Origin of the sequence: Hoeflea ulvae, assembly GCF_026619435.1 — a bacterium.
In the GTDB taxonomy this organism is placed as follows: Bacteria; Pseudomonadota; Alphaproteobacteria; order Rhizobiales; family Rhizobiaceae; genus Hoeflea; species Hoeflea ulvae.
Window position 1 is genome coordinate 3,139,447 of the sequence record NZ_JAOVZQ010000001.1, and the last position, 20,452, is coordinate 3,159,898.

A 20,452-nucleotide genomic window follows, 5' to 3' on the forward strand; every position below is an offset into this window, starting at 1 on the left:
AGCGAAGCTCGCTATTCGGCGGCGTCACGCTTGGGCAGCACCCAGCCGGGCCGGACGAAATGGCAGGTATAGCCGTTCGGGATCCGCTCGAGATAATCCTGGTGTTCGGGCTCGGCTTCCCAGAAATCGCCCACGGGCTCGACTTCGGTCACAACCTTGCCCGGCCACAACCCCGACGCATCGACATCGGCGATGGTGTCGAGCGCTGTCTGGCGCTGCTGCTCGTCGGTGAAATAGATCGCCGAACGATAGGCGGTGCCGCGGTCATTGCCCTGCCGGTTGGGCGTGCTCGGATCGTGGATCTGGAAGAAGAACTCCAGCAGCTCGCGATAGCTGATCCGGTTCGGATCAAAGCTGATCTCGATGGCTTCGGCATGGGTGCCGTGGTCACGATAGGTGGCGTTCTTCACATCGCCGCCGGTATAGCCGACGCGGGTGTCTTCCACGCCGGGCATCTTGCGGATCAGGTCCTGCATGCCCCAGAAACATCCGCCGGCAAGTACTGCGCGTTCGCTCATCTAGATATCCTCCACCTGGTCAACATACTCGCCATAGCCTTCATCCACCATCTCGGCCTTGGGGATGAACCGCAGCGAAGCCGAATTGATGCAATAGCGCAAGCCGCCGCGATCCTTCGGCCCGTCCGGGAACACATGTCCCAGATGGCTGTCGCCGTCGCGCGAGCGCACTTCGGTGCGCACCATGCCCAGCGTTACGTCACGCAGTTCCTCGACATGGGCGGGCTCGATCGGCTTGGTGAAGCTCGGCCAGCCACAGCCGCTTTCGAATTTGTCCGACGAGGCAAACAGCGGTTCGCCCGAGACGATGTCGACATAGATGCCGGCCGCCTTGTTGTCATTGTACTCACCGGTAAAGGGACGCTCGGTCCCGTTCTGCTGGGTCACCCGGAACTGCTCGGGCGTCAGCCTGGCAATGGCGTCTTCTGTCTTGGCGAATGTCTTGGTCATGGGTGCTCCTTCCATCAAGGCCTTGAAGCCTGTTTGAGAAATGGGGCATGGCGGCCCGGTTTTCAATCGCCCGGCCCGTCCGCAATCGCTGATCGGCGTCACGCGCGGTCAATTTGTGGTGAGGCCGAAGCCGCGCGCTCAATATTCGCGTTCGAAGAAGATGCCGCCCTTGGTTTCACCATCCGCACCGGCCTCGCCACGCAGCTTGATGCCCTTGCCGATATCGAGATCGATCCGGGCCTTGCTCGAACCGGCAGAGGCGCCGCTCTCGAGACCGAAATAGGTGCGGTCATTGAGATATTTGCCGACACCGAGCGATGTGTCGCCGGTTTCCTCGTCGGTGCGCACATCGATGTCGTCCACACCGGTGGCACGGCGCAGGGTTTCGACCAGTCCGCCGCCCTTGACCGCACCGGTCAACTGTCCGGCGGCTTCGGCCAACTGGGCAATCTGCAGCGGCGACAGGCTGCTCATCGAGCGCCCGAACACGAGCTGCGCCAGGATTTCGTCCTCGGGCAGATCCGGGCTCGAAGTGAAGCTGATCGTCGGCGCATCGGCCCGCCCGGTCACCAGCACGGTGATCGTGGTGGTGCCGGACTGGCTCGAGGCTGCCAGATCCAGGATCGGCACGACCGAGCCGGCAAAGCCGAGGCTGCCCCGGGTGAAATCAAGCCGCTTGCCGAGCACGCTGAGCCGGCCGCGGGTCAGATCGAAACCGCCGGCTGCCACCGGCGCGCCGATATTGCCGGTCAGCCGCAAGCCGCCGCCCAGTTCCACATCCATGCCCCTGCCGCGTACGAAGATGCGGCTGGCCCGGACCTGCACATCCAGTGCAAGCCCGCCGGACGAGCTGCCGTCGCTGCTGCCCGACAGACGCTCGGCCTGGGACTGAACCTGCGCCGTGGCGTTCTTGTGGGTGACATCAAGCCCGGCGATCGAACTTGGCAGCGTGTCGGGAACCGTGATCGTGGTCTCGTCCAGTCGCACCGTACCGCCAAGCTCCGGCAGCGCCGTCAAAGGTCCGGTCAGGGTCAGATCGGCATCAAACTGTGTCGCCACCATCTGGCCGTCGGCATAGCGCCCTCGATCCACCTTCAGGTTCAGATCGGCGGGGAAATTGGCGGCCGCGTCGATCGACACAGTCCCGGAGCCGCTGATCTTGCCGCCCGAGGACAACTCGCCCGACAGCGCGCGGATTGTTGCCTGTCCGGGCGTCAGGCCGATATCCGCGCTCAGATTGTCGATGGCGATGCCCGTCCGACCATCAACCAGCCGCGCGCCGGAGGTTGTGATCGATCCGGCAATCTGCGGCGTTGCCACAGACCCGTCGATATTGATATTGGCATTGGCCGTTCCGGTCAGCGCCAGCCCCTGCTGGGCAAGGGTTCGCGACAGCAGCGAGAACGGCACGCTGCCATTGATCTGCGCGGAGATGGCGCGCGCGCCAGCAGTATCCAGCCCGCCCGATGCAGCGAAGGACAGGCCGCCGCCATCGCCGCGCGCATCAAAGCTCAGCCGCCCGCCATTCAACCCGCCGCTTGCGCTGATCGACATCGGCAGGTCCGCGACCGATGAGGCCGCTGCAGCGCGGACATCGCTGGCATTGAGATCATAGCTGACCACCGGTGCCGAGGCCGTTCCGCTGACTTTGACATTGCCCGACAGCGAGCCCGACAATCCGCCGCCCGGAGCAACCGCATTGATCGAGGTCAGCGGCAGGCCGGTTATCGCGATATCGATGTCCAGCGCCTCGCCGGCAGTGCCGGTCACTGCAACCTCTCCGCCGCCCGGCGAGATCACAAGCCGCTCGATCCGGGCAGCGCCGTCGACAACCACCACCCGCGCCTTTTCGGTCAGTCTGACCGCAAGCCCGTTCCAGGTCGTCTGGCCGCTTTCCAGCTCCAGTTCCAGCCCCTCGTCGCCCTGACGCAGCCGAGCCTCCAGCGCCACCGGCAATCCGGCGGCCTGGGCCTTGCCGTCGATCACGGTCCAGCCGTCCGACTGGGAGAATTCTGCCTTGAGCCCGGAGACATCGGTGCCGCCGGCGTTCAATGAGGCGACATCGAGCGTGCCGGTCGGCTTCGGCGCCCCCATCAGATCGGCAATGCTGGCATCCAGGCTGGCGTCGCGCACGGAAAACCCGTCGCCCGAAAGTTCCGGGAATCCGAGCTTGATATCGGCCACGGAGATGGTGTCTTGCACGTCAAACTTGATTGTGCCGCCGCCACTGCCGGTGATCGACTGCAGCGCCAGTGCCGAGAGCGAACCGATATCCTTGAGGTCGAGATCGATAGTTCCCACGGGCCGAAAGGCCTCATCCAGCACCAGTGTTCCCGATATCAGATTGTCGGCCACCTGCAACCGCAGCGGATCGATCCGGACCGCGCCTTCGGAGCGGGCGAGCACAACACTGCCGTCGATCGGCTTGCCTTCCAGCGAGCCGGTAATGTCAATATCGGCCTGCGGCGCATCCGGATCCGCCACGCCTTTGGCCGCAAGCACCAGATCGGACAGATCGCGGCCCTGGACCATCAATCCGTCACCCGTCAGCGTCGCTTCGAAGCCGGGTGCGGAAGCCTGTCCGGACAGGGTTGCCGAAAGGCTCGCACCGCCCGACACGGCCTCGCTGACGCCTGCCAGGCTGGAGATGCTGGCTGCAATGTCGCCGGCAATCTCGCCCTCGCTGCCAAGCGCCACGCCGCCCGAAGCCTTGACGACATCGGTCGACAGCTGGAAGTCACGCACGGTGACCGCACCGGCATCATCACGCGCCACCTCGCCGCCGAATTCCATTGTTGCGCCGAGCATCTTCGGCGCTTCCGCCGACAGCACCGCGGTGCGCAGCGTTCCCGAAAGTTGGGCGGCAAGCCCGCCGGCGCTGTCATAGGCAAGATCCTGCATCACCACATTGGCAACACCCGAGCTGACAGTCAGGCTCTCGCTCGACACCGAGCCGTCTTCGGCCAGCGTGACATCGCCGGCAAGCGAGACACCGCCGGCGACGGCGCGGGCGAGGATTTCGTTGGCCGAGCCTATGGCGCCGGCCTTGACGTCAATCATGCCGGTGCCGCTGCGGGTGGCGAGCGAGAACCGGTCGAAATCGACGGTGGCGCTGATCTGGTCTGCGGTGAAATCGCTGCCCGCTACCGCATCTGTCGATGCTTCAAGCCGAATGGCCGCTTCCTCGGCATTGCCGCTCACGCGGATGGTTGCCGCCGGCACCGCCAGGGAGATGCGGGCGCCGTCTTCGCCGAATTGCAACGCGCCGGCCCCCGGTTTTGGTGACACCGACGCCGTCAGGTCAACTTGGCCTTCGCGCGCCACCCGGCCGTGGCCTTCGGCACTCAGGACGGCAGAGGAGAATGTGAACAGGTCGATGACCGCGCCCACACGGTCGGGTTCGATCAGGCCTTCGAGCACCAGATCGCTGCGTCCGGCAACCAGCTGGCCAATGGATGGCGGCAGGAACCGGTCAAACGACCCGTTGGCCTGCAACGACACCGCATCACCCGCCTCGCCCGCCACCATCTGCAGATTGGCTTCCGCCACCAGTTCGTCATTGACGATGCCGTTGGCGCTCAGACGCCAGTCCGCCAGTGACCCTTGCGATGTCGCGGTCAGGCTGATGGCATCTTCGGGAGCAAGCCGCAGCAGATGCGCCATGACCCCGCCCGCAGGCTCTGTCAGCTTGGCCGAGATGTTGAAGCGGTCTTCGGCCTCAAGATAGTCGGCATCAAGCGTCAGCTCACCGCCGACGCCGTCGATCCGCTTGACCACCAGATCCGCCAGCGCGGTCGACAGCGAGGCATCGACCTTGGCGCTGCCGCGGGCTTCAAACTGCGCAACGCGGCCGGCCACCGGCTCGCCGACGAGGATGTCATTGGCTGTAAAGCGCTTGATGTCGAACGCCGGGGGCAGCACCAGCGCGCCGCTTTCATCTTCACTTTCGGCAGCTTCGGGCAGCCGCGCCAGCTCCACCCGGTCAATCGTGATGTCGTCGATGGCCAGCGTGGCACTCAGCAGCGCCAGCGGCGACCAGTCAATGCGAATGTCCTTGATCAGCAGCCACGGCTCGCCGCTGGCATCGCTGAGCATCACATGGCCGATCCGCGTCGTGCCGGAAACAAGCCCTTCGATGCGGTCGATCTCGACGCTCTGCGCCGGAGTCGACCCGAGCCGGTTCAGCGTCAGCGCGATCAGCCGGCCGCCCGGCGTGGTCAGGAACACCAGCAATCCGGCGGCCAGCAGCACCAGCACCCCGATGGCAAACCACCGGGCCACGCGCCAGATCAGGCGCGGACGGGATCTGGGTGTCTTCGGCACGGCCATGTCAGAATGCCTGTCCGATCCCGGCATAGATTCCGTAGTCGGGATCGTTCTCGCCCTTGTTCAGGGGCAGCGCAACGTCGACGCGCAGCGGCCCGAACGGCGTCTGGTATCGCAGGCCGACGCCGGCGCCGACCTTGAATTCGGTGTCGGAGAAATCCTCATTGGCGCTGACCAGGCCGGCATCGACAAACGGCACGATACCCACCTTCTCGGTGATGCCGATGCGCAGTTCCGCCGATGTTTCGAGCATGGAACGGCCACCGGTGGGATCGCCGGATGCGTCCATCGGACCGATATCCTGATAGCCGTAACCGCGCACCGAGCCGCCACCACCGGCATAGAACCGGCGATTGGCGGGAATCGAGGCCAAGTCGGCGCCATAGATCGATCCGGCGGCGACACGACCGGCAATCACGAAACGCTTTTCGGCATCCAGCGCCCGATAGGCCGAGGCCTCGGCGCGCAGCTTGACGAAAGTCGCCCCGCCATTGATCTCGTGCGCCGGCTCGACCAGCAACGACAGGCGGGTGCCGGTGGTCGGGTTGAGCTTGTTGTTGCGGGTGTCGCGCACATATTCGAGCGGCAGCGCCACGGTCAGGGTCTCGAGATCGACATTGAAGCTGTCGGTCAGCTTGGCATATTCGATATTGACGCCGGCCGAGACGGTCTGTTCCGGGGTCAGCTCATAGGACACCCCCGCCGCAGCCTCGACCGAGAAGCGGCGATAGGCATCCGGATTTTCCTGCTCGATTTCCAGCTTGGAGGTGAATTTCGACGCTGGTCCGAGAACGCCCGGCTTTTCAAACAGCACTGCCCCGCGCCAGGTCATGTCCTCGGCCTCGGCGGTTTCGCCCAGACTGCTGACCGATCCTTCGATCCGGAGCTTTTCGGCGCGGCCGAACAGGTTGCGGTGGCCCCAATAGGCTTCTAGCCCGCCACCATCGGTGGAAGAGTAGGTCGCGCCTGCCCCAAGGAAGCGGTGCTTGCGTTCCGACACCGTCACCTGAACCGGAACGGAACCGTCGGCGGAGAGACTGTCGCTGCCACGCACATTGACGCTTGAAAACACTTCGAGCGACCGCAATCGCTTTTCCGCGGCGGTCAGGGCGGCGGGCGTATATTGCTCGCCTTGCGGAATTCCGGCCATCCGCGCGATGAAATCGGAATTGACGCTTTCGGCGCCATCCACCGCGGTCTGGCCGAAATCGGCAACCGGCCCGGCTTCAAGCTGCAGTGACACATCGAGCACGCCGCGGTCATGGTCGGCCACCACGTCGCGCCCGGTGATCTGGGCGAACGGATGACCGTTCTTCTCCAGATCGCGAACCAGGGCCGTTTCGGCATCGAGAATCACTGTCGATTTTGCCAGCTCGCCCGGCGTCAGACCCTGCGCATCGGCGGCATAGGTGCCGCCGTCGGCATCGCCGATCACGACCGTGCCGAAGCGGAACTGCTTGCCCGGATCGACCAGAATGCGCACTGGCACCGGTTCCGCGCGGCTCAGATCCGCATCCGGCGGCAGATCGGCCAAGGGCCTGCCGTCGAGCAGGATGCGCACCTCGCCGGCATAGCGGGCGTTTTCATAAAGCGCGGCGATCAATTGTTCGAAATCGCCATTGGCGCGCTGGATCAGGCCGATCGAACCCGCAACCGGGCGCTCGGCGCCCTGGATCAGCTGCGACGCTGCCTCAAGCTCGGTGTGCAAGGCGTCATCGGGATCGGCCCCGGCAACCTCGATGGTGGCAGTATAGGACAGCGGATCGACAACCTCGATCGTATCGGCCTCGTCACCCTCGAACAGCTTCAGGCCGAACACCTCGAAGGCGCCGGCAGGAACGCTCGCAAACGAAAGCGCGATACCCAGGCACAGGCCAGCCGAAAGCCTGCGCGGCCACACGGTGCCGCGCGCTTCGGAGGTTTTGGTCCGCGCGTGTGTCATTCTTACCTATCTAGCATGTCATGATGAACGCTTGCTGAACATTTTTCGTCTATCCTGCCCTTATCAGGGCCGCCCGACATTAGACATATGTCGAAATTCTGTTTTGTCGAGCAGCGTTTATCACGGCCGGCGAAAAAGCCTGCCTCGCCCTCCCCGGCCGTGCCTGGCACCTGTCGGCCCGGGCGATCGTGAGCGAAAAGCTTTGTCGGCGGATGTCGCAATTGCCTCTTGTGCGACCAGTCCCGATTACGCAATCTGCCGCGATATTCGTGTTGGGAGTTTCATGATGAGATCTCATGTCAGGGCTGTCGTTATCGGCGGCGGGGTTGTCGGGTGTTCGGTGCTGTATCATCTGGCCAAGGCCGGATGGATCGATGTCATGCTGATTGAACGCTCGGAACTCACATCCGGTTCCTCCTGGCATGCAGCCGGCGGCTTTCACACGCTCAATGGCGATCCCAATGTCGCCAAGCTGCAGGCCTACACGGTGAGCCTCTATGAGGAACTCGAAGAACTCTCCGGCCAGTCCTGCGGCTTGCACCTGACCGGCGGCGTGATGATGGCCGACAGCCCCGAGCGCATGGATTTCCTTCGTCTGGTGCACGCCAAGGGCCGCTATCTCGGCATGGAAACCGAGCTCATCACCCCGTCCGAAGCCAAGGCAATGTTCCCGCTGATGGACGAGAGCAATTTCGTCGGCGCGCTGTGGGATCCGGTCGAAGGCCATCTCGACCCCTCTGGCACCACCCATGCCTATGCCAAGGCCGCGCAGAAGCTCGGCGCCGAAATCGTGCTGCGCAACCGCGTCATCGAGCTCACCCAGGAGCCCGACGGCACCTGGAACGTCATCACCGAGCAAGGCACGGTCAAGGCCGATCACGTGGTCAATGCCGGTGGGCTGTGGGCGCGCGAAGTCGGCCGCATGGTCGGCCTCGAATTGCCGCTTCTGGCCATGGAGCACATGTATCTGCTCACCGACGAGATGCCCGAGGTTCTCGAGTTCAACGCCAGGACCGGCCGCGAACTGGTTGGCGTCATTGACTTCAAGGGCGAGATCTATACCCGCCAGGAGCGCTCCGGCATTCTGCTTGGCACCTATGAAAAGGCCTGCAAGCCCTGGTCGCCAATCGACACGCCGTGGGATTTCGGCCACGAGCTGCTGGCGCCTGATCTTGACCGCATCGCGCCGTCGCTGGAGGTCGGCTTCAGGCACTTCCCGGAGATGGAAAACGCAGGCATCAAGCAGGTCATCAACGGCCCCTTCACCTTCGCCCCTGACGGCAATCCGCTTGTGGGGCCGGTGCCGGGCCTTACAAACTACTGGACAGCCTGCGCCGTGATGGCCGGCTTCAGCCAGGGCGGCGGCGTTGGACTCGCGCTGTCGAACTGGATGGTCCACGGCGATCCGGGTGCCGACATCTGGGGCATGGATGTATCGCGTTACGGCGAATGGGCAACCTTGCGCTACACCAACGCCAAGGTGCGCGAGAACTACTCCCGCCGGTTCTCGATCTCGTTCCCGAACGAGGAACTGCCCGCCGCTCGGCCGCAGCAGACCACGCCGCTCTACGATGTCATGACCCGCGACAACCACGCCGTGATGGGCGACAGCTGGGGACTTGAAACACCCTTGTGGTTCGCCCCCACTGCAGACGAAGCTCACGATGTGCTTTCCTTCCATCGCTCCAATGATTTCAAACACATCGGCAACGAAGTCCGCGCCGTACGCGAACGCGTCGGCGTCACCGAGATCGCCAACTTCGCCAAATACCGCGTTGCGGGTCCCGGCGCGGAGGCCTGGCTGTCGTGTCTGATGACAAACACCATGCCGAAGCTCGGACGAATCGTGCTGACCCCGATGCTCAATGAATTCGGCAAGCTGATCGGCGATTTCACCATCGCCAAGGTGGCGGACGAGGACTTCATGGTCTGGGGCTCGTCGGCGGCGCAGCGCTATCACATGCGCTGGTTCAACAAACACCTGCCTGCGGGCAGCCCGATCCGCATTCACCGCTATGACCTCACACTGGTCGGCCTGTCGATCGCCGGAGCGCGCGCCCGCGACCTGCTCACAAAATTGACCGATGACGACGTGTCCAATGCCGCCTTCCGCTTCATGGATTTCCGCCAGATGGATGTCGGCGGCGCGCCCTGCATGGTCAACCGCGTGACCTATACCGGCGACCTGGGCTACGAGATCTGGATGGAACCGGCCTATCAGCAGGCTGTCTACCGCGCCATCAAGGCGGCTGGCCAGGAATTCGGCATCGCCGATTTCGGCATGCGGGCGCTGCTGTCGATGCGGCTGGAGAAGAATTTCCCGACCTGGTTCCGCGAACTCCGTCCGATCTACGGCCCCTATGAGGCCGGCATGGACCGTTTCATCAAGCTCGCGAAGAACGATTTCATCGGTCGCGAAGCCGCCGCCAAGGAACATGCCGACGGGCCGAAACTGATGCGCACCTCATTTCTCGTTGATGCTCTTGACGCCGACGTCATGGGCGACGAGCCGGTCTGGGCCAAGGTTGGCGACACCGACTACGGAACGGTCGAACAACCGCACGGCTACGGCGCGCCGCGCTTTGATGCCGACGGCACCGAAATCGCCAAGCCCGAAGGCGGAACATTGCGCGATGGCGACTGGCGCGTCGTCGGCTGGATCACGTCGGGCGGCTACGCCCACAGCATCGGAAGTTCGATGGCCCAGGGATACATCCCCGCAGCTCTTGCGAGCAACGGCGACGCCGGCATGTTCGAAATCGAAATCCTCGGCATCCGCCGCCCGGCCCGTATTGCGCTGGAAGCGCCGTTTGATCCGATGGGTGAGAAGATGCGGAGCTAAGGTGCTGCATCTTCGAACCAAGCGTGATATTGAGGACGTCTGACAGACTTCCCTTACCGTCACCCCGGACTTGATCCGGGGTCCAGCCACCGCGCGTCGGCGCGGTGAGAGACTCTATCATTTGTCGAACAGAACTGGTTTTCCGGCTCGCGGACGCTCGCCCGCTGGATGCCGGATCAAGTCCGGCATGACGGTGACGGAACATCTCGTCAAAATCCAGTTCTGTCATGTCCGCGGCATACCGAAAAGACACAAAAATACCCGCAAAGTCAGAGACTTGCGGGCATTTCACGACTCAACTTGCAAATATCTTAACTCAACCTGCCGGAGAGTCTGGCCGGATCAGTCAGCCCGCACCACCGGGTTGCCGGCCTCGGCCAGCTTGGCCAGGTCGGCGGGCTTGAGCTCGACGGATTCGCCGCAGCCGCAGGCTGATGTCTGGTTGGGATTGTTGAAGACGAAGCCGGAGCGCAGCTTGGTGACTTCGTAATCCATCTCGGTTCCGAGCAGATAGAGCACGGCTTCGGGAGCCACGAAGACGGTGGCGCCATCGCGCTCGATCCGGTCATCCTTGGGATTGACCTCGGTAGCCAGATCAATGGCATATTCCATGCCGGCGCAGCCGCCCTTCTTGATGCTCACGCGAATGCCTTCAGCACCATCTGAGGATTTCAGGACTGTCTTGACACGCTCGGCGGCAGCCGGCGTCAATGTCATTACGGCAAAACCCATCACGGTCTCCTTAAGCCACGCGGGTTCAAGGCCCGCTGCTTCGTTCCATGAATGTAGTGTGGATCGGTCAGGTTAACAAGAAGCGCCCTGAAAACCAGAAGCTGCCGGCTCAATACCAGCCAACGGCAACCTGGGCCTCTTCGCTCATCCGGTCCGGCGACCAGGGCGGATCAAAGGTCATCGACACCTCGACGCCGGAAATGCCTTCGACGGTGCTGACCGCATTTTCGACCCAGCCCGGCATTTCGCCGGCCACCGGGCAGCCCGGCGCCGTCAGCGTCATGGCGATCTTGACCATCCGGTCGTCCTCGATGTCGATCTTGTAGATCAGGCCGAGCTCGTAGATGTCGGAGGGAATTTCCGGGTCATAGACGGTCTTCAGCGCCGAGATGATGTCGTCGCTCAGCCGCGCCAGTTCGTCGCGCGGAATCGCGGAGGTGACCACAGCCTCGTTCGGCTCGGCATTTTCGGTTTCGGGTGCGTCGCTCATCGGCTTTGCTCCATCAAGAAAGAAGGCCCGCGCCTTGTCGAGTGCCTCAACCAGCACATCGATTTCAGCACGGCTATTGTACAGCCCCATCGAGGCGCGGCAAGTCGATGTCGCGCCGAACCGCTTGAGCAGCGGCTGGGCGCAATGGGTGCCCGCCCTGACCGCCACGCCCGACCGGTCGATCAGCATCGAGACATCATGGGCATGGATGCCCTCGATCTCGAAGGCAAAGATCGCCCCCTTGCCCGGCGCCGTGCCGATCAGCCTGAGTGCATTGACCGCCGAGAGTTTCTCATGCGCATAGGCGGCCAGATCGGCCTCATGCGCGGCAATGCGCGCGCGGCCGAGCTTCTCCATATAGTCGAGCGACACGCCCAGTCCGATCGCCTGCACGATCGGGGGTGTGCCGGCCTCGAACCGGTGCGGCGGATCATTATAGGTGACCGCGTCCTCGCTGACATCGACGATCATTTCGCCGCCGCCCATGAAGGGCTGCATCGCCTTGAGCGCCTCGGTCTTGCCGTAGAGCACTCCGATGCCCGAAGGGCCGTAGAGCTTGTGGCCGGTCATCACATACCAGTCGCAATCGATGTCCTGGACATCGACCGGCATGTGCACCGCCGCCTGGCTGCCGTCTATGAGAACCTTGACGCCGCGCTCATGCGCGATGCGGCAGACTTCCTTCACATCAACGACCGTGCCGAGCACATTGGACATATGGGTGATGGCGACCAGCTTGGTGCGGTCGGTGAGCGCATTGCGGAAATCGTCGAGATCGAAATTGCCCTGGTCGTCGACGCCGACCCAGACGATCTTCGCACCCTGCCGTTCGCGCAGGAAATGCCATGGCACGATGTTGGAATGGTGCTCCATGATGGTGACGACGATCTCGTCGCCATCCTTGATGTGCGGCATGCCGTAGCCATAGGCGACGGTGTTGATCGCCTCGGTGGTCGATTTGGTGAATACCACATTGTCGACCGACGGCGCATTGAGGAACCGCCTGACGATCTCGCGGGCGTTCTCATAGGCATCTGTCGCGGCATTGGACAGAAAATGCAGCCCGCGATGCACATTGGCATATTCGTTCGCATAGGCCTGGCTGACCGCGTCGATCATCACCTGCGGCTTTTGCGCCGAGGCCCCGTTGTCGAGATAGACCAGCGGCTTGCCATGCACCATGCGCGACAGGATCGGGAAATCCTTGCGGACCTCCTCGACGTCATAGGCGTGATTCAGAATATCAGCCATGGTTCGCAAGCCACTGTTCGACAAGGGATTCCAGCGCCTCGACCAGATCCTCGTTTTCGAGTTCCTCAATCAGTTCGTCGACAAAACCATTGACCAGCAAGCCGCGGGCCGACTTCTCGGTGATGCCGCGCGCCATCAGGTAGAACAGGTGGGTGTCATCGATGTCGATCACCGTGGCGCCATGGGCGCAGATCACGTCGTCGGCAAAGATCTCGAGTTCGGGCTTGGCCGCGAATTCGCCATCGTCGGACAGCAGCAGCGTGTTGCAGGCCATCTGCGCATCGGTCTTCTGCGCTTCCTGCGCCACCCGGATCTGGCCACTGGAAGACGCCGCGGGCGCGGTCGAGCACCACGTTGCGGACAATCTCGCTGGAGGTGGTGTTGGGCACGGCATGACCAAGCGTCATCGTGACATCGGTGTGGCTCTCGCCTGCCAGCAGATTGACGCAGCGCAGGTCGAAATGCGAGCCCTCGCCGGCCACGTCTACATGCAGCTCCTGCCGCACCAGCTTGCCGCCGGCATTGATGACATAGACCTTCAGCGTCGCATCGGCACCGAGCCGCGCGGTGAGCTGGCCCAGATGCTGATCTTCAACGCCGCGGCCCTGCAGGATGATCCAGCTCACCTCGGCGCCGTCGGCGAGGTCAAGCGCGGAAATCGACGTCGACAATCCGGTTTCGGCTTCATCGCCGAGATGGCGTTCGATCACCATCGCCTTGGATTTGGCGCCGAAATTCGCCACGAAGCGGTTGTGCACCTGTCCGCTGGATTGAACCGACTGCAGCTCGATGATGTCCTCGATCTGAGCTTCGGCGGCAACACTGAAGCTGTAGCCGTCGCCGACAAAGGCGCCGTTGAGCTGACCGATCAGATCATCCGATCCGCGTGCGGCAAGCTGGCCGGCAGCCTCGCCCGAGGTCAGCAGCGCGTTGAAACGCTCGAGCCGGACACCTTCAGGCATGGACACGTCGGCGCCGCGGCCCTGCACCATCGGCAGCACCACGCTGCCCCACAACAACGGATCGACCCGCTTGGCCTTGCCTGTCGAGCGCCCGGGAACGCTGCGCAACAGGTTGCGCAGATCGGTGTAATGCCAGCTCTCGATGCGCCGGGTCGGAAGACCCGCATCCGCAACGGCGCCGAGCAGCTTGTCGCGGGCGGCTGTCACCGGCGCGTCGCCGGGCAACTGGCCGGTCATCTCGGCGAAACTGTCCAGAATTGCCTGTTCTGCTGCTGTACGTGGCGGCTTTGTCTGCATGTCCATGCCTGTCTCTCCTGGCCTTTCGGCCCGTCCGTTCAGCGTCGCTTCAAGCGGCGGCTTCAATGATGCCGGTGTAGCCATTGGCTTCCAGATCGTGCGCCAGATCCTTGCCACCGGATTTGATCACCTGACCCTGATACAGCACGTGCACGCTGTCGGGCACGATGTATTCGAGCAGGCGCTGATAGTGGGTGATGACGATGACTGCGCGGTCCGGAGACCGCAACGCGTTTACGCCGTCGGAAACGATCTTCAGCGCGTCGATGTCGAGGCCGGAATCGGTCTCGTCGAGCACGCAAAGCTGCGGCGCCAGCAATTTCATCTGCAGGATTTCGGCGCGCTTCTTCTCGCCGCCGGAAAACCCGACATTGAGCGGGCGCTTGAGCATGTCCGGATTGATCTGCAGGCTGGCTGCGGCTTCCTTGACCAGCTTGATGAAATCAGGGGTTTTCAATTCGTCCTCGCCGCGCGCCTTGCGCTGCTCGTTCATCGCCACCTTGAGGAACTGCATGGTGGCCACGCCGGGGATTTCCACCGGATACTGGAAGGCTAGGAAGATGCCCTTGGCGGCGCGCTCGGATGGATCCAGCTCCAGAATGCTCTCGCCATTGTACAAAATGTCGCCTTCGGTGACTTCATAGTCCTTCCGGCCTGCAAGAATATAGGACAGGGTGGATTTGCCCGATCCGTTGGGGCCCATGATGGCCGCCACTTCGCCGGCCTTGACCGTCAGATTGAGCCCGCGAATGATCTCGGTGCCGTCCTCGGCGATCCGGGCGTGAAGGTTCTTGATTTCTAGCATGTCGTTGTTTCCCAACTCGTATTCAATTCAGATATCTGCCTGCGCTCATTCGGGGCGGCAGAGTTCGTGTCACAGTCCCGTCAGGCCTCTTAGCAGCGGCAGCACGGTGGCTGCCACAATCCCGACAACGGCGCCGATCGAGATCCGCACCAGCCTGCCGCCAAAACTCGGGGCAAGCGCCGATAAAATGCCGCAAATGACGGCGTACCAGGCAATCGCGGTTGCATCGATACTCATCATCTCACCCCTGTTGATCCAGCTACCGGTTCAGTCGTCGTCGTTCGGCTAACCCTGCAAACGCCGCGCGATATAGCCTCCAGAAGATCGTCAATCGAGCCGCCCTACACCAGATCCTCGGGACAGGCCCGAGGATGACGGGTGAGAGCAACATCAGCCCACGGAGCCTTCCAGCGAAATCCCGATCAGCTTCTGGGCTTCCACCGCAAATTCCATCGGCAGTTCCTGGATCACTTCACGCACAAAGCCGTTGACGATCAGCGCGATGGCTTCTTCCTCGGGAATGCCGCGGGCCAGGCAGTAAAACAGCTGGTCCTCGGAAATCTTCGAAGTCGTCGCCTCATGCTCGAACTGCGCCGTCGAGTTCTTCGCCTCGATGTAAGGCACCGTATGCGCACCGCACTCATTGCCGATCAGCAAGCTGTCGCACTGGGTGAAATTGCGCGCATTCGACGCCTTGCGGTGGGCCGAAACCTGGCCGCGATAGGTATTGGACGAATGCCCGGCGGAAATCCCCTTGGAGATGATCCGGCTCGAGGTGTTCTTGCCCAGATGGATCATCTTGGTGCCGGAATCGATCTGCTGATAGCCGTTCGACACCGCAATCGAATAGAACTCGCCGCGCGAACCGTCGCCGCGCAGGATGCAGGACGGGTATTTCCAGGTGATCGCCGAACCGGTCTCGACCTGGGTCCAGGAGATCTTGGAGTTCTTGCCACGGCAATCGCCGCGCTTGGTGACGAAATTGTAGATCCCGCCCTTGCCGTCCTTGTCGCCCGGATACCAGTTCTGAACCGTCGAGTACTTGATCTCGGCGTCATCCATGGCGATCAGTTCGACGACCGCGGCATGCAGCTGGTTCTCGTCGCGCTGCGGCGCCGTGCAACCTTCGAGATAGGACACATAGGCGCCCTCTTCCGCGATGATCAGCGTGCGTTCGAACTGGCCGGTGTTCTTCTCGTTGATGCGGAAATAGGTCGACAGCTCCATCGGGCAGCGAACGCCCTTGGGCACATAGACGAAGGATCCGTCGGTAAACACCGCCGCGTTGAGCGTGGCGTAATAATTGTCGGTGACCGGAACCACGGTGCCGAGATGTTTCTGCACCAGTTCGGGATATTCGCGCATGGCTTCCGAGATCGACATGAAGATCACGCCGGCCTGGGAAAGCTCTTTCTTAAAGGTGGTGACGACCGAGACCGAATCGAACACCGCATCGACGGCGATCTTCGACTGCTGCACGCCGGCGAGGATTTCCTGCTCGCGCAGCGGAATGCCGAGTTTTTCGTAGACCCGCAGCAATTCCGGATCGACGTCATCAATTGAGGTCGGACCAGCGGTGCTCTTTGGCGCCGAATAATAATGGATGTCCTGGAAGTCGATCTTCGGATAGTCGACCCGGGCCCAGCTCGGCTCTTCCATGGTCAGCCAGCGCTTGAACGCGTCCAGACGCCATTCCAGCATCCATTCGGGCTCGTTCTTCTTGGCCGAGATCATGCGGATCGTGTCTTCGGTCAGGCCCTTTGGCGCCGTATCGCTTTCGATGACGGTCTCAAAACCATACTTGTACTGATCCACGTCAATCTGACGGACCTGATCGATGGTCTCCTGCACTGCAGGCATGGCGCTCTCCAATCTTGCCGGGTCAAGGCCGGCAGCTTGCTAACGTCGAATGATGTGCCCCTTTGGGCTTCATCACTATGTAAGGCGGGACGACTGTCTTCGCCATGTCATTCGCAAAATTTCTCGCATTTGCGAACGGTATTCGTGTCAGACCCTCACGCGGCGGTCTGTGTCGCCTTGCGGGCCAGCCGCCGGGCATTGATGGTGCCAAACACATCGAGAAATCTCTCGATGTCCTCGATGGTGTGGGCGTGTCCCAGGCTGACCCGGATTGCTCCGAGATCGGCATCGGCGCCCATGGCCTTGAGCACGTGGCTCTCGCCGATCTTGCCCGACGAACAGGCCGAGCCGGCAGACACCGCCACGCCTTCCATGTCGAAGGCGATCTGTGCGGTTTCGGCCTTCAGGCCGGGCAGTGAAAAGAAGCTGGTATTGGCGAGCCGTTCGGCAATGGCGCCATGCAGGATCACATCCGGCGCCAGGTCGCGCATCCCGGCTTCCATGCCGTCGCGCATCGTCGCCACCGCGGCGATATCGGCAAGGCCATCCGCCGCAATCCCGGCTGCAGCACAGACACCGGCAAGGCCGGTCAGATTCTCGGTGCCGCCGCGATGGCCCTTTTCCTGGCCGCCGCCGCGCAACAGCGGTGCGGGCATCAGGGTTTCGCCGGCGCTGACAAGCGCGCCCACGCCCTTGGGACCGCCCATCTTGTGGCCTGAAAGGATCAGGAAATCGGCACCCAGCTCATCAAGCGAGAGCGACAGCCGCCCGGCGCCCTGCACCGCGTCGACCACCATGAGCCCGTGATGCGCCTTGACCCTGTCGGCTGCGACCCGCACCGGCTGGATCACGCCGGTCTCGTTGTTGGCAAGCTGCAGCGCCAGCATCACCTGACCGGTGGACGGGTCATGGGCGGCAAGGGCTGCATCCAGCGCGTCAAGATCAAGCCGTCCGGCGGTATCGACCGGAAGGACGCTCAGCTGGTCGGCACCAAAGCGGCCGCCAGCCAGGACAGCGGGATGCTCGACTGCGCTGACCAGCAAGCGCGACACCCGCACGGCCGACCGGCCCATGCGGAAATCCGGCGTCAGAACGTGGTTGGCAGCTTCGGTGGCGCCCGAACAGAAGGTGACCTGGGCGGCGGTAACCTGGCACAGCCGGGCGACGGCTTCGCGCGCACGCGAGACCACCGCGCGGGCCTGACGCCCTTCCGCGTGAACCGAAGACGGGTTTCCAGGCAGCGCCATCGCCTCAAGCATCGCCTCGCGCGCGGCTGGCAATAGCGGCGCGGTTGCGTTGTAATCGAGATAGAGGCGCCCGTCCGCCATGATACCCTCAACCTGTTGATCGTGGCGTCCTGACGTGACGGACGCATTTTTCTTGAATTTTCGGTGTCCGATGCCGTAAGACACATCAACTTTCAGCGAACCCGCTGCAGTTTCGAACGATTCTAAACTAGGTTCTAAGGAGCCGCCCCGCCGTCGTCAAGGGCGCGGATGCGATATCCAACCGCCTGCCAGTGTCCCGGAAACGAATGACACGCCGCGCGAACCCAGCCCATGCATGGAGTACCAATGCCTGAAGTCATTTTCAATGGACCCGCCGGACGTCTTGAAGGCCGCTACCAGCCCGGCAAGGAAAAGAACGCGCCGATCGCCATCATCCTGCACCCGCATCCGCAGTTCGGCGGCACGATGAACAACCAGATCGTCTACCAGCTGTTCTACATGTTCCAGCAGCGTGGCTTCACCACGCTCCGCTTCAACTTCCGCTCGATCGGCCGCAGCCAGGGCGATTTCGACCACGGCTCGGGCGAGCTCTCCGATGCCGCAGGCGCGCTGGACTGGGTGCAGAGCCTGCATCCGGACTCAAAAAGCTGCTGGGTTGCCGGCTATTCCTTCGGCGCCTGGATCGGCATGCAGCTGTTGATGCGGCGGCCGGAAATCGAGGGCTTCTTCTCGATCGCGCCGCAGCCCAACACCTATGACTTCTCGTTCCTGGCCCCCTGCCCCTCGTCCGGCCTGATCATCCACGGCGATGCCGACCGGGTGGCGCCTGAAAAGGACGTCAACGGCCTGGTCGAAAAGCTCAAGCTGCAAAAGGGCATTCTGATCACCCAGAAGACCATGCCCGGTGCCAACCATTTCTTCACCGGACAGGTCGATGAGCTGATGGCAGAATGCGAAGACTATCTCGACCGCCGCCTCGCCGGCGAACTGGTGCCGGAGACAACAGCCAAGCGCCTGCGCTAGGCGACGTCACTCAAGGCAGACTACGAGAGCACGGCGGAGAATATCCGCCGTGTTTTTTTGTGCTTCACACGTCAGAACCGGAGAAAATCGCCTTCACATTACCCATAGCGGTAATTGGCACGCACCGGATAACGGGCTCTAATGGTGCCCGGACACCAAATGCCATGCTCCTGTGGCCGTTTGGTTCTATGGAGGACACTCGTCATGCCAAGGTCTCTGGTTCTGCAGCTGATTGCACTGATCATGCTGGTCTCATCCCCCCATGCATCCGTTGCGGCAGAAAGCTTCGGGCCACTGAACGGCCAGAGCTTCGGCGCGGGCGACAAGCTTGTGGTGGTCTTCCTGCATGGTGACGTGTCGAGGGGCGGGCCGGCAAACTACCATGAAGCGCTGATGAAAGTCGTGGCGGCTCGAGCCAAGGGCAGCACCGCCATTGCCCTGTTGAGGCCGGGCTATGAAAACGGTCAGGGGCTCAAAAGCCCGGGCACCAACCATGACAGGCGAGACCAGTATACCCGGAAAAACAATGATCTGGTCGCGCAGACGCTGCAATCCATTCGGGATTCATATCCTGACGCCAAGCTCATTGTCGCGGGCCATTCCGGCGGCGCAGCGCAACTGGGCGCCATCATCGGCCGCTATCCCGGCCTGGTCGACACGGCACTCCTGGTCGCCTGCCCGTGTGACATCAGGAAATGGAGAGCCAAACACCGCCCCTTCCCGCGATCCGAAAAGGAATCCGCCATCAAGTTCGCCGGCAAGATCAGCCCGGAAACCCGGCTCATCGCCATGACCGGCGAAGCCGACAAGGTGACTTGGCCGGCCCTGGCCGAGGCCTATGTCGCAAAAGCGCGGAAAAACGGAGTGGATGCCACATTCATGCAGGTTTCCGGTGCCGGTCACTGGGACCGACAACTGGAAGGAACTTTCTTGCGGGTACTGCTCAAGGAAACCAGATAACCCAATCGTTCAGCCAAGCTGGACTTCCGCACGCTTGCAAACCCGGCCGGCCCGCCACCAACCCGCCATTAGGTGAGCTCAACCACCAGCCCGTCCTGCAGCGTCACGCGGCGGTCCATCAGGCTGGCAAGATCATGGTTGTGGGTGGCGATCACAGCCGACAGGCCTGATTCTCGCACCAGCGCGTCAAGCGCCTCGAACACATAGCCGGCAGTTTCGGGGTCGAGATTGCCGGTGGGTTCATCGGCAAACAGGATCAGCGGCGCATTGGCCACGGCGCGGGCGATGGCGACGCGCTGCTGCTCGCCGCCCGAGAGTTCCGACGGGCGGTGACCGGCGCGGTGGCCGATGCGCATATAGTCGAGCAGTTGCGCGGCGCGCTCGCTGGCTTCGGCCTTGGGCAGGCCGGTGATCAGCTGCGGCATCATGATGTTCTCAAGCGCCGTAAATTCCGGCAGCAGGTGATGGAACTGGTAGACAAAGCCGATCTCGGAGCGGCGGATTGCGGTCCGGCGCTCATCGGGCAAGTGCCCGCAGGCCTCGCCATTGATGATGATGTCGCCATCATCAGGCCGCTCCAGCAGACCCGCCAGATGCAAAAGCGTTGACTTGCCGGTTCCCGAGGGAGCGACAAGCGCCACCGTCTCACCGGCGTCCAGCGTGAAATTGGCGCCATTGAGGATCGAGATCTGGTTCTCGCCCTGCAGGAAATGGCGGCCGACATCGACCATCTGGAGAACCGGATGTCCCCCTTCGCGCGCCCCG

14 protein-coding genes and 2 pseudogenes are annotated in these 20,452 nt (G+C 62.7%); 3 read left to right on the forward strand and 13 right to left on the reverse strand.

The window, feature by feature from the left end; genetic code table 11:
- Positions 1 to 11: 11 nt before the first annotated feature.
- The 4 genes from msrA to OEG82_RS14895 all read right to left on the reverse strand — a co-directional run bounded on the left by msrA (position 12) and on the right by OEG82_RS14895 (position 7,236).
- The gene (msrA, locus tag OEG82_RS14880; protein ID WP_267613183.1) at positions 12 to 518 is read right to left on the reverse strand and encodes a peptide-methionine (S)-S-oxide reductase MsrA; all 507 of its coding nucleotides are present in this window, start codon (positions 516 to 518) and stop codon (positions 12 to 14) included.
- Entirely contained in the window at positions 519 to 968 is a 450-nt protein-coding gene (msrB, locus tag OEG82_RS14885) for a peptide-methionine (R)-S-oxide reductase MsrB (protein ID WP_267613184.1), read from the reverse strand.
- Between the two features lie 138 nt (positions 969 to 1,106).
- A complete protein-coding gene (locus tag OEG82_RS14890; RefSeq protein WP_267613185.1) occupies positions 1,107 to 5,297 on the reverse strand; it encodes a translocation/assembly module TamB domain-containing protein in 4,191 nt (1,396 codons plus the stop codon).
- 1 nt (position 5,298) lies between these two features.
- Positions 5,299 to 7,236 carry an autotransporter assembly complex protein TamA gene (locus tag OEG82_RS14895; RefSeq protein WP_267613186.1) on the reverse strand — a complete coding sequence of 646 codons (1,938 nt, stop codon included), beginning with the start codon at positions 7,234 to 7,236 and terminating at the stop codon, positions 5,299 to 5,301.
- Positions 7,237 to 7,522: 286 nt separating this feature from the next.
- Between OEG82_RS14895 and OEG82_RS14900 the strand changes: the two genes are divergently transcribed.
- The gene (locus tag OEG82_RS14900) at positions 7,523 to 10,078 is read left to right on the forward strand and encodes a GcvT family protein (RefSeq protein ID WP_267613187.1); all 2,556 of its coding nucleotides are present in this window, start codon (positions 7,523 to 7,525) and stop codon (positions 10,076 to 10,078) included.
- A 342-nt stretch (positions 10,079 to 10,420) separates the two neighbouring features.
- Here OEG82_RS14900 and sufA read toward each other — a convergent pair whose 3' ends face one another.
- The 8 genes and pseudogenes from sufA to OEG82_RS14940 all read right to left on the reverse strand — a co-directional run bounded on the left by sufA (position 10,421) and on the right by OEG82_RS14940 (position 17,803).
- Entirely contained in the window at positions 10,421 to 10,810 is a 390-nt protein-coding gene (sufA, locus tag OEG82_RS14905) for a Fe-S cluster assembly scaffold SufA (RefSeq protein WP_267613188.1), read from the reverse strand.
- A 109-nt stretch (positions 10,811 to 10,919) separates the two neighbouring features.
- On the reverse strand, positions 10,920 to 11,300 hold the full coding sequence (locus OEG82_RS14910; RefSeq protein WP_267614966.1) for an SUF system Fe-S cluster assembly protein: 381 nt from the start codon (positions 11,298 to 11,300) through the stop codon (positions 10,920 to 10,922).
- An 18-nt stretch (positions 11,301 to 11,318) separates the two neighbouring features.
- Positions 11,319 to 12,551 (reverse strand): annotated as a pseudogene (locus tag OEG82_RS14915) (cysteine desulfurase); the annotation flags it as partial.
- A pseudogene (gene sufD / locus OEG82_RS14920) lies at positions 12,544 to 13,816 on the reverse strand (Fe-S cluster assembly protein SufD). The pseudogenes OEG82_RS14915 and sufD, both read right to left, overlap by 8 nt.
- Before the next feature lie 43 nt (positions 13,817 to 13,859).
- Positions 13,860 to 14,615: a Fe-S cluster assembly ATPase SufC gene (sufC, locus tag OEG82_RS14925; protein WP_267613189.1), complete on the reverse strand. Its 756-nt coding sequence runs from the start codon at positions 14,613 to 14,615 to the stop codon at positions 13,860 to 13,862.
- 69 nt (positions 14,616 to 14,684) lie between these two features.
- Positions 14,685 to 14,852: a hypothetical protein gene (locus OEG82_RS14930; RefSeq protein ID WP_267613190.1), complete on the reverse strand. Its 168-nt coding sequence runs from the start codon at positions 14,850 to 14,852 to the stop codon at positions 14,685 to 14,687.
- Positions 14,853 to 15,005: 153 nt separating this feature from the next.
- On the reverse strand, positions 15,006 to 16,475 hold the full coding sequence (sufB, locus tag OEG82_RS14935; protein WP_267613191.1) for a Fe-S cluster assembly protein SufB: 1,470 nt from the start codon (positions 16,473 to 16,475) through the stop codon (positions 15,006 to 15,008).
- Positions 16,476 to 16,630: 155 nt separating this feature from the next.
- Positions 16,631 to 17,803: a cysteine desulfurase family protein gene (locus OEG82_RS14940; protein ID WP_267613192.1), complete on the reverse strand. Its 1,173-nt coding sequence runs from the start codon at positions 17,801 to 17,803 to the stop codon at positions 16,631 to 16,633.
- 246 nt (positions 17,804 to 18,049) lie between these two features.
- Between OEG82_RS14940 and OEG82_RS14945 the strand changes: the two genes are divergently transcribed.
- The gene (locus OEG82_RS14945) at positions 18,050 to 18,727 is read left to right on the forward strand and encodes an alpha/beta hydrolase (RefSeq protein WP_267613193.1); all 678 of its coding nucleotides are present in this window, start codon (positions 18,050 to 18,052) and stop codon (positions 18,725 to 18,727) included.
- 204 nt (positions 18,728 to 18,931) lie between these two features.
- Positions 18,932 to 19,687 (forward strand): alpha/beta hydrolase family protein, encoded by a 756-nt coding sequence (locus OEG82_RS14950; RefSeq protein ID WP_267613194.1) that lies wholly within the window; start codon positions 18,932 to 18,934, stop codon positions 19,685 to 19,687.
- Positions 19,688 to 19,755: 68 nt separating this feature from the next.
- Here the strand turns inward: OEG82_RS14950 and OEG82_RS14955 are convergent, their stop codons facing one another.
- Positions 19,756 to 20,418, reverse strand: a complete 663-nt coding sequence (locus OEG82_RS14955; RefSeq protein ID WP_425497652.1) for an ABC transporter ATP-binding protein — start codon at positions 20,416 to 20,418, stop codon at positions 19,756 to 19,758.
- Positions 20,419 to 20,452 lie beyond the last annotated feature (34 nt).

What these genes read in the sequence shown, in the direction of transcription:
- msrA (WP_267613183.1), bottom strand. Translation starts at nt 518, where the DNA reads ATGAGCGAACGCGCAGTACTTGCCGGCGGATGTTTCTGGGGCATGCAG.
- msrB (WP_267613184.1), bottom strand. Translation starts at nt 968, where the DNA reads ATGACCAAGACATTCGCCAAGACAGAAGACGCCATTGCCAGGCTGACG.
- OEG82_RS14890 (WP_267613185.1), bottom strand. Translation starts at nt 5,297, where the DNA reads ATGGCCGTGCCGAAGACACCCAGATCCCGTCCGCGCCTGATCTGGCGC.
- OEG82_RS14895 (WP_267613186.1), bottom strand. Translation starts at nt 7,236, where the DNA reads ATGACACACGCGCGGACCAAAACCTCCGAAGCGCGCGGCACCGTGTGG.
- OEG82_RS14900 (WP_267613187.1), top strand. Translation starts at nt 7,523, where the DNA reads ATGAGATCTCATGTCAGGGCTGTCGTTATCGGCGGCGGGGTTGTCGGG.
- sufA (WP_267613188.1), bottom strand. Translation starts at nt 10,810, where the DNA reads ATGGGTTTTGCCGTAATGACATTGACGCCGGCTGCCGCCGAGCGTGTC.
- OEG82_RS14910 (WP_267614966.1), bottom strand. Translation starts at nt 11,300, where the DNA reads ATGAGCGACGCACCCGAAACCGAAAATGCCGAGCCGAACGAGGCTGTG.
- sufC (WP_267613189.1), bottom strand. Translation starts at nt 14,615, where the DNA reads ATGCTAGAAATCAAGAACCTTCACGCCCGGATCGCCGAGGACGGCACC.
- OEG82_RS14930 (WP_267613190.1), bottom strand. Translation starts at nt 14,852, where the DNA reads ATGAGTATCGATGCAACCGCGATTGCCTGGTACGCCGTCATTTGCGGC.
- sufB (WP_267613191.1), bottom strand. Translation starts at nt 16,475, where the DNA reads ATGCCTGCAGTGCAGGAGACCATCGATCAGGTCCGTCAGATTGACGTG.
- OEG82_RS14940 (WP_267613192.1), bottom strand. Translation starts at nt 17,803, where the DNA reads ATGGCGGACGGGCGCCTCTATCTCGATTACAACGCAACCGCGCCGCTA.
- OEG82_RS14945 (WP_267613193.1), top strand. Translation starts at nt 18,050, where the DNA reads ATGCCTGAAGTCATTTTCAATGGACCCGCCGGACGTCTTGAAGGCCGC.
- OEG82_RS14950 (WP_267613194.1), top strand. Translation starts at nt 18,932, where the DNA reads ATGCCAAGGTCTCTGGTTCTGCAGCTGATTGCACTGATCATGCTGGTC.
- OEG82_RS14955 (WP_425497652.1), bottom strand. Translation starts at nt 20,418, where the DNA reads ATGGTCGATGTCGGCCGCCATTTCCTGCAGGGCGAGAACCAGATCTCG.